General features: G+C 40.3%; 7 protein-coding genes. 1 reads left to right on the top strand and 6 read right to left on the bottom strand.

Annotated elements, in window-relative coordinates:
* The coding region (locus F967_RS06910; protein WP_155756418.1) for an integrase core domain-containing protein at positions 1-422 on the top strand (422 nt) is incomplete at its 5' end.
* A gap of 109 nt (positions 423-531) precedes the next feature.
* On the opposite strand, the gene mtlD is transcribed toward F967_RS06910, so the two are convergent.
* The 6 genes from mtlD to F967_RS06880 all read right to left on the bottom strand — a co-directional run bounded on the left by mtlD (position 532) and on the right by F967_RS06880 (position 8672).
* On the bottom strand, positions 532-2664 hold the full coding sequence (gene mtlD / locus F967_RS06905; protein ID WP_004683796.1) for a bifunctional mannitol-1-phosphate dehydrogenase/phosphatase: 2133 nt from the start codon (positions 2662-2664) through the stop codon (positions 532-534).
* A gap of 195 nt (positions 2665-2859) precedes the next feature.
* Positions 2860-4116: an MFS transporter gene (locus tag F967_RS06900; RefSeq protein ID WP_004799053.1), complete on the bottom strand. Its 1257-nt coding sequence runs from the start codon at positions 4114-4116 to the stop codon at positions 2860-2862.
* Positions 4117-4141: 25 nt separating this feature from the next.
* Complete coding sequence (locus F967_RS06895; protein ID WP_004799051.1) at positions 4142-6409, bottom strand: TonB-dependent receptor; 2268 nt, start codon at positions 6407-6409, stop codon at positions 4142-4144.
* Positions 6410-6418: 9 nt separating this feature from the next.
* Entirely contained in the window at positions 6419-7669 is a 1251-nt protein-coding gene (locus F967_RS06890; RefSeq protein WP_004799048.1) for an MFS transporter, read from the bottom strand.
* Positions 7666-8037: a hypothetical protein gene (locus F967_RS06885; RefSeq protein WP_004799046.1), complete on the bottom strand. Its 372-nt coding sequence runs from the start codon at positions 8035-8037 to the stop codon at positions 7666-7668. Before F967_RS06885 ends, F967_RS06890 begins: the two co-directional genes overlap by 4 nt.
* Positions 8034-8672, bottom strand: coding sequence for a GNAT family N-acetyltransferase (locus F967_RS06880; protein ID WP_004799044.1), 639 nt, complete (start codon positions 8670-8672; stop codon positions 8034-8036). The genes F967_RS06885 and F967_RS06880 overlap by 4 nt, the downstream gene beginning before the upstream one ends.
* Positions 8673-8680 lie beyond the last annotated feature (8 nt).

Raw genomic sequence — 8680 nt, 5'->3', positions numbered from 1 at the left:
TTATAGATTGGCATAGTCGTAAAGTACTGGCTCATCGTGTATCGATCAGTATGGAAACAGACTTTTGCATAGATGCGTTGCAAGAAGCAATTGTGAAATATGGTTGTCCTGAGGTGTTTAATACAGACCAAGGCAGTCAATTCACAAGCGAGGCATTTTTGAATGAGTTAAAATTGCGAAATATCCGTATCAGTATGGATGGGAAAGGACGGTGGAGAGATAATGTGATGATTGAGCGGTTATGGCGCAGCTTGAAGCATGAGGAAGTCTATTTGAAAGCTTACGATACGGTTAAACAAGCGAAACAATCAATTGCTGAATATTTGGATTTTTATAACACGATACGTCCTCATTCAAGTTTGAATAAGGCAACACCAAATGAATTTTATGATCAACATTTACTAAAAGTAATGGCAGCATAATTTAAATATTTAGAGCGGATTTATCACTTATAAAACTGAATTGAGTGGTCTAATTAACGGAACCACATCAAACATAATTTGCCAAAAAACTTAAGGCTGAATATTGAATTTAGACATATTCAGCCAAAGTCATCCAGGCTTTTTGAACATTGAAATAAAGTGGATTTTTTTGAAGTTGTTGCTGAATTCCCTCATATAACAAGTTAAGCAAGGCCTGTTTTTGGGAATCTAAAATGTCCAGTTTTTCAACATTTTCCTGTAGATGCTGCACAATTTCAATTTCATCCAATGCCAGTATGGTTAAGGCATAGACATAACCCCCAATTGCGCCTGTTAATAGGTTCTGATAAGGAAGCTGTTGCTGAATATGATTCTCAAGACTGCCCAAAACGCGCTCATTCACATTCAGCTTGCATAAAGGATTTCTTGCGACACGTTCACAAGGGTCTTTATAAGCTGATCGACAAGAATTTAAAAAACTTTCTGCCATACGATCCAGCTCTTTCGATTGGTTTGGCACAATACTTCCCAAACCCAGCTTCACCTCATCAACCAATTTAGTCATAAAGTTTCTAAGTTCTGAATCGGCCAATGCAATACCGATGGTTTCATGTCCCGCCAGACTCGCCTGCCAAGCCAGCATGGCATGACAACCATTCCACAAACGGTTCTTGATAATCTGAATATCGGAAATATGATCAACTAGAATCATTTGGCGCATTTTGCTCAGCAACGGACTGCGATTTTCCACATAAATCGGCATATCCACTTCGCTATTGAACAAAATTAAGTCCATATTTTGTAAAAACTGCCCCGCCTGAAATTGTCCGCGCATATCTTCCAGACACACCTTGAGTTGCTGTTCCTGTTTTTCAGACAACGCCGTTTCATCTGATAATTCTATGGTGTCCTGATTTAAATCATTCTGATATTGCTTAAATAAACGGTGCTTGATGTTTAACTGGCGATACAGTGCCTGATCGCTGAGCTTGGACACCATGCGATTAACCACGGTGTCACAGAAATAGTGTTCACTTAAAATATGCTCGGCAATATCCTCATCGGTGATTTCAAGCAGTGCTTCACGGAGACATTTCAGAATCAGAAACTTGGCCCCCACCTTGTTCAACACGATCAGGAATGTAATCGGCTCATCGTTCTGTGTGTCCTGTGACATAAAACGTGCCAGTAAACCTTTGGCAATGGTTTTTGCTTCAGATGGAATTGCCTGTTCTGGTAAACAAAGCGCAATTAAACTGGATTCCATATACATATCCAGCATCTGCTGTTCATTGTCAGCATTGATTACTGTTAGATTCTCAATCCGCTCATCGTAAGAACATTGGCCATAGCGGATGCTGTAGCTGGCAAAACTATTGACTGACTCAAGATATAAACGGTTTCGGGTCGATGCCAAAATTCGCTGTGGTCGGGTGAAACCATCCCAGTGAGATAAAATCTGGGCAATATAGCCACCGCCAATCGCGCCAAAACCATGAATCCCCACAGTCAACTGGTTCAGGCTTTGTGGAAATGGTTCCTGTAACTGTGGCATGCTCATTTCAGGAATATACTGATCCAAAGCATTCAGACACTCGTACATATCCTGATAATAAAACTTTGCCTTTGAAAGCATCTGATCATTGGGTTCTTTAATATCTTTAAATAACAGCGTAATACCACCTGCATCACAGGCTGAGCAAATTCCATTTTCGGAGTCTTCAAACATTAGGCATTGTTCAGGCTGTAAATTTAGCTTTTGTGCAGCCTGTATAAAAATTTCAGGATGTGGCTTGCCCCGTTCAACTTCATCACCACAGACCAGTAGGTCAAAAAATTTATAGACATTGGCGTTAATTAAATATTCTTCCGCAATTGCCCGACGGCTTGAAGTCGCTACAGCTATTCTTAAACCAGATTTTCTTAAGCGTTCCAGAACCTGCATCAGCCCTTTCTTGACTGGAACACCATTTTGACGAATCAATTCAAGTTCCAAGGTATCGGCACGCTGACGAATCTCTGGATAGGAGATGTTGTCTCCATAATATTTTTTTGCAAGTTGTTCAGCAGTTTTTGCACTTAAGCCCAGGCACTGCATCAAATAATCATCTGAAAATTCCTGTCCAATGAGTTCCTGAGAAGCCTGTTTTAATGTCTGAAAGCGTAATCGCTCTGTATCAAACATTGTTCCATCCATATCAAAAATTGCCCCCTGAACAGGATAATCATGAAAAATCAGCATTGTTACTCCTTTGTTTTGTTATACTTTTTATAGAGTAACTAAAAAATAGGCTTAAAATTCAAATAGTAAATAAATGAAATAAATTTGATTAAAAAATAAACATAAAGGCGCCTCATCATAGCAATATATGACTGAAACAGTCGAAATACTTGCATTATGAGGAAAAAGATGAGTCATTTTTAGCCAAAACCCCTTTTATTCATCAAGTAGCAATGCAGTTTCAGCTTCTTTTCGAATCAACATCCAACTAAAATAAAGGACAATCGATAGGGTTAAGAACAGTAATAAATAGAATGGGAAATGGGTATTAAAACGGTACAAAAATGTAGTGAGTAAGGGGCCAACAATTAAACCTAATGCCTGTATCGCCGTACAAAAACTTGCCATTTTAACCTGTGCTTGCTGAGATACCGCTTGGGCAGCGCCTGTAGTAAATGCAGGTAATAAGCACGCCACAGAAATACCATAAAAAATATAACTGGCCTGAAATACAAAAATTGTAGGTGCGTAGAGTGAAAGTAATAGACCAAAACACATGGTGACCAAACCAATAATCACCAAACTATTTAATTTGAGTTTAAACACTTTCACGATTAAAAGCTGGGTTAGCACCAAACAGACCCCGACAACCAACATGCATTGAGAAAAATAAACTGCACTCTGTTGGCTACTAAGATAAAACTTATCCTGAATATAAAAACCTGCCGTCATATTTAAAGTTACAATTGCAACATAAGTGACAAAACCTAGAGTTAACCAAATCAGACTTTGCTTCAGAATTGGCTCATTCGCTCGTGCATTTTCTTTATCTTGTTGCGGATTGAATGACTCAGCCTGAACTTGCGGACTTTTATTAAACAGGATGCCGAGTGCAATACTGACTAAGCAAAGTAAAACCACAGCAATCCACATCGGGAAAAGCAAACCACCAAACAATAAAACTGATGTTGCAAACGGGCCGATAATCATCCCAAAACTATTCATCGCACCAAACATAGCCATTTGTTTGCTACGATCAGCGGCTTCACTTGCATGTGTCATCACATAACTTTGCAGACCAATTTGTGGCAAAGCCATAAAAATGCCTGTAGAAGCACGACTCAATACCAGTAAGATAAAAATAAATAACGTGGGTAAAATCGCTTGTGTTCCAAAATACAGAATCAAGGTGAAAATAGCCCAAGTAAAGGTCATTCCCCAAAAACCATAATTGACGAGTTGGTTGGGAGATAGCTGATTTTTCTTTTTCGCAATCCAGATCGATGCTATTGCCATACAGATTGCCCCTGCTGAAACAATCACGCCACCTTGGAATTCAGATAAATGCAATTGTCGTGTCAATGGGGCAAGTAAAGGGAGAATCATGGAAAAGCAAGTTCCATTGATCAAAGCTGCCAGCGCTAAAAACTTTAAATTATTGTTCATCATGAAAATCATCAAAAGAAAAGGCATCTAAACAGATGCCTTTTTGATTAGATTAGTATTTGAGGGTATAGCTCAAACCATAAGTACGGCCTTGTGCAGGTAGACTAGAAATATCACCATACACTGTCGAAACTGCTTGACTATATACAGACTTATAATCGGCATTCCAAACGTTATAAACACCAAATCCTAATGTACCTGGACCTGCTTTCGCATTGGCAATCACATCCATAACTGCAAAACCTTTAATTTCTGCTGGTGGACGGCTTCCATACTCAATGGCATCTTTACGCGCTTTATCTGTACCTCCAACAGCAAGAGTTTGAACGCGCAAACCTAGACCATCATTAAATTGCCAATCTGAATAGAGAGTTCCTTTTAACGGTGCAACACGGATGGCATCTAACTCTTGCCATTTACCACTGGTATTTTTAAATTGACCACGCGTATAAGCCAAAGTACCACCGACATTCCATGCATCAGTCACCGCATATTTCACATTACCTTCTAGGCCATAAACACGTTCATCGGTATCAATCACTTCGATTGCAAAATTTGGTGGACCAAATTTCAAGGATTTATCCGACTTGTTATAGAATGCAGTAAGCCCTGTAGTTAAAGCATTGTCTTGCAGACGCCAACCTAGCTCAAAACTATTCACTTTAATTGGATCAATGGTTTGATTGCTTACTACAAAGTTTGCTGGAACGTCTCTGAGCATACGTTGTACGTCTGGTAAGTTTGCACCTTGAGAGAAATTGGCAAAGACTTGTTGAGCATCGGTTAAATGATAAACTGCACCTAAGTTAAATAAAGTCGCATCATGCTTGACCGACCCACCTTTTAACGTCTTAGGGTTATATCCTGGGACGAAATCTGCAACCATCGCTTCAGAATAAGGAACAGAATCTTGCACTTGGCTATCAATTCGTTCATGGCGCACGCCTGCTTGTAGGTTTAAGCGATCACTGACTTCAAATTGACTCTGTAAGAAGAAACCAAGCTTCTCAGTATCGACATCTGGACCAAAACCATAATTATTTAATGGTTTAAACTTCAAACCATTACTACCAATAAAAGTATTCAAATCATAAAGCTGTGCGGTTTGCTTGCCTTTTTCTTTGTCATAATCGACACCATAAGTGAGATGTAATGCACGATCTACAAGATTTAATTTACTCTGTAACGCTAAACGTGCACCAAATACATCAATATCAGTCTCAGACTGAGTAACAATATATGTTCCACCTCTAGGAATAGATGCATGCGCTAAAGCATTTGCACTCGGATAAAATCTGCCTTTTTCAGTACGATAGTAAGCTTCTGCATTTAAAGTCTGACCAAAGAAATCTTGATTTTCATATTGCGCATTTACAGCTGCACGTTTTGTTCTTGGTTGATTGTCTAATTCCAAACCTTTGACTGCTTTCTGGCTTGGTTTTGCACCATTCAATAAAACTGCCAGTCCTGGTCCATAGTCTGCACCATAGTCACTGTCTTGTTCATCATTATAATATTGTGCACCAATGCTAATGCTTTGCTTGTCAGCGAACTGCCATCCCAAGCGACCATTGACATCAATGGTTTCTGTATCCTGACGGTCAGTCTGAGCAACTTCAGGCCCAATTCGATCGCCATGACTGTCTTGAATCTCACCGCGTTTGGTATAGCTTGCCCCGAGGAAACCATTCCAGTCTCCTTGTTTAAATGCAGCAGATTGATATGCTTCATAAGCCAAGGCATCATTTTTAAAGTTATCGCCTGAAGTTACACCGAGTTTTGATTCAAAATGAACGCCCTCGGTCGACCCTTTTTTAGTAATGATATTGATTATCCCACCTGTTGCACCAGAACCATAAATACTGCTGGCACCAGAGACGACTTCAACACGCTCAATCATATCTGGGCTAATACTATTTAATTGACGTGAACTATCACGCGAACCCGTTTGTGGTACACCATCAATCATATACTGGACTGTACGGCCACGCATGGTCATTCCATAGTTACTGGTTGTACCAGAACTTGGTGTTAGTGATGGAACTAATAAACCTAAAATATCTGCTGTGCTTTTACCCGCAGCGGCTTGTTTTGCAATATCTTCTTGTTCAATGCGATACACCGTACCTGCAATTTCAGCAATACTTTGTGCTGAACGCGAGGCTGTCACCACGATAGGTGCAAGTTGTGTTGGTTTCTGACTTGTTACAGCAGCAGTCGTTTGAACAGATGCATCTGTTTCAACTGTTTGAGCATATAGCTGAGTACTGATTGCTAAGCTTAACAGCGTTAATGATGTCGAAAGTGAACGTACTTTCATAAATTACCCCTAGGTGAGTTGTTCCGTTTGTTTTGCTTTGTGGATCAACACTTGGCTGAGCAAAACGCTCAACACAGATGCTGCTGCGAGAATGAGATAGAAATTTCCATAACCAAATGCTTTGGCCAAAAAACCAGACATTGCACCGCCAATGAAATAAACCAGGAGTTCAAAACAGACCAAAATAGTAAAGTCTGTTCCAGCTTGTTCCTTAGAGCTGGTATGCATGAAGTGAGCATATAAAGCGGTCATCGCGATATAACGAATCGCCAGAATAACCACAACAAATAGCCCTAATAACATATGCCACTGATTAAACCAGCTGAGTAAGACCGCGATGCCCAGTAAGGCATACACCAAACTGCGTGCCCAACCAGCCCAAATCAGTAATTGTGTTGCTGCAATTTTTTTTAACAGGAATGCAGCTGTTACTGCTGCCAATAAACCAATGCCCGCGCCAATTACAGACATCAGTACACCAATCTCTGCCAATGACCATTTTTGATCAATCAACATTGGATTGAGCATCGCCATCGCTGGCGCTTCAACCACGCGATAACAGACAATTAAAGCCAAAGCCCACAGCATCTCAGGACGCTTAAAAGCTCGAATCAGACTCGGCGCTTGCTTGGCAATTTTTTCAGTATTCTGTTTTTCTTTGATTTGAAACACTGCAAGCATGGTCAATGCTGTCATAGCAGCTAAACAAATCAGAGCGGTTTGCCAACCATACAATTGATAAAGCCATAAAGTTGCAGCACCACCAATCATACTGCCCAGTGCTACACCAATACTTTGCGCCATACTGCCTAATCGGTATTCGGATTCAGAAAAGGTTTCAACGGTATAACCATCAATCGCAATATCTTGAGTTGCGGCAAACGTTGAAATCCATAAACCGACAATGACAAATACACTTAGACCATAATCAAATTGTGTCAAAGCCAACGTAACGACACCCAGAACCAATGCAATTTGGGTGAATAAAAGCCAAGTTTTGCGTTTACCAAGTGCCTTAAAATAGAAACGATCAATTAAGGGTGCCCAAAAAAACTTAAAGGCCCATGGGATATACAGTAGCGACAACATGCCAATCCAGCGCAGATCGACCCCTTGATGACGCAAAATCGCAGGTAAAGCAACATTGTAAAAATACAGCGGTAATGCATGTGCAAGGTACAACACCACCACCACAGATAAACTCAGTGCAGAGACTGTTTTGATTGGAAAATCTTGGTCAGGTTTTATTTGTTGATTCATAAGTACCTCTGCATCGCCCATTGCACGGCATCGGTCTTTTCTAAACTTACAAAATAAGGAACATGCCAGGCTTTTTGCAAAGCTGGCGTGTCTAATCGAATACGATCATCTTCATCTTGGGCTATGCGGGCAAGGCCTAAACAATATTGATAAAAATCTTGTTTGTATTGTTTGTACCATTTCCCCTGAATGACCCGATATTCTTCGGGGAATTCAGTATTCGGCTCGGTTTGCATAATCAGCACAAAACTTCTTTTTTGTTCGAAATATTGTTGAATATGCATTAACCATTGCTCAAATTCTGCCACTGAGACATGCGCGGCAAAGCGCATGTCCAAGATGTGCATCTCATTGATAGATAAGCTCATGTAACACTCAGGATTTTGGCTGGCTGATTGGCTAGCTGTTGTTGTGAAATTTGGTAATATTCACCAAACTTGTTATAAAAAGTCTCTCTAAAGCAGTAATACAACATTGCCGTTTTTTCTGGCATAGGAATTAAACGTTGAGTCTCGTAGCAAAGTTCTGCGACCACAGCGGCATAAGGCTTAACAGTATGGTCAGGCTCACCCACGATTTTTTTCGCTTGTGAATGTTCAAAAATATAGAAGCTGAGTAAGCGAATAGTTGGACGCAAAAATCCTTTTCCAAATACGGATTTGTCACCAAATAGCAAATGCCAACCTAGATCGTTATCATCACCTTCGTAATAACGGCCAAGACGATCACGCTTACCTTCATAGATCTCGGTATAGCCCACATCTTTGCCATCCACCCCCACAATCAAGAGACGCTGATGGTCATCTGCCAGCATCTTGTCGAAGTAAACCTGCAAATCCAGTTCAGATTTATTCAATTGCCACTGGGGAATCACATGCGGTTCATGCATCCATTGGTGCAACAACGGAATATCTTGCGGATACTGCACTTGGCGTAAATAGTATTGCGTCCCATCTTCATGGTATTCAAAATAATCGGGTAATTGCTGAGAAATTGTTTTCATATCGAACC

The organism is Acinetobacter sp. CIP 102637 (genome assembly GCF_000368425.1).
In the GTDB taxonomy this organism is placed as follows: Bacteria; Pseudomonadota; Gammaproteobacteria; order Pseudomonadales; family Moraxellaceae; genus Acinetobacter; species Acinetobacter parvus.
The sequence above is the reverse complement of the archived record's forward strand: the minus strand, read 5'-3'. Positions and strand labels throughout refer to the sequence as shown.

What these genes read in the sequence shown, in the direction of transcription:
- mtlD (WP_004683796.1), bottom strand. Translation starts at nt 2,664, where the DNA reads ATGCTGATTTTTCATGATTATCCTGTTCAGGGGGCAATTTTTGATATG.
- F967_RS06900 (WP_004799053.1), bottom strand. Translation starts at nt 4,116, where the DNA reads ATGCCTTTTCTTTTGATGATTTTCATGATGAACAATAATTTAAAGTTT.
- F967_RS06895 (WP_004799051.1), bottom strand. Translation starts at nt 6,409, where the DNA reads ATGAAAGTACGTTCACTTTCGACATCATTAACGCTGTTAAGCTTAGCA.
- F967_RS06890 (WP_004799048.1), bottom strand. Translation starts at nt 7,669, where the DNA reads ATGAATCAACAAATAAAACCTGACCAAGATTTTCCAATCAAAACAGTC.
- F967_RS06885 (WP_004799046.1), bottom strand. Translation starts at nt 8,037, where the DNA reads ATGAGCTTATCTATCAATGAGATGCACATCTTGGACATGCGCTTTGCC.
- F967_RS06880 (WP_004799044.1), bottom strand. Translation starts at nt 8,672, where the DNA reads ATGAAAACAATTTCTCAGCAATTACCCGATTATTTTGAATACCATGAA.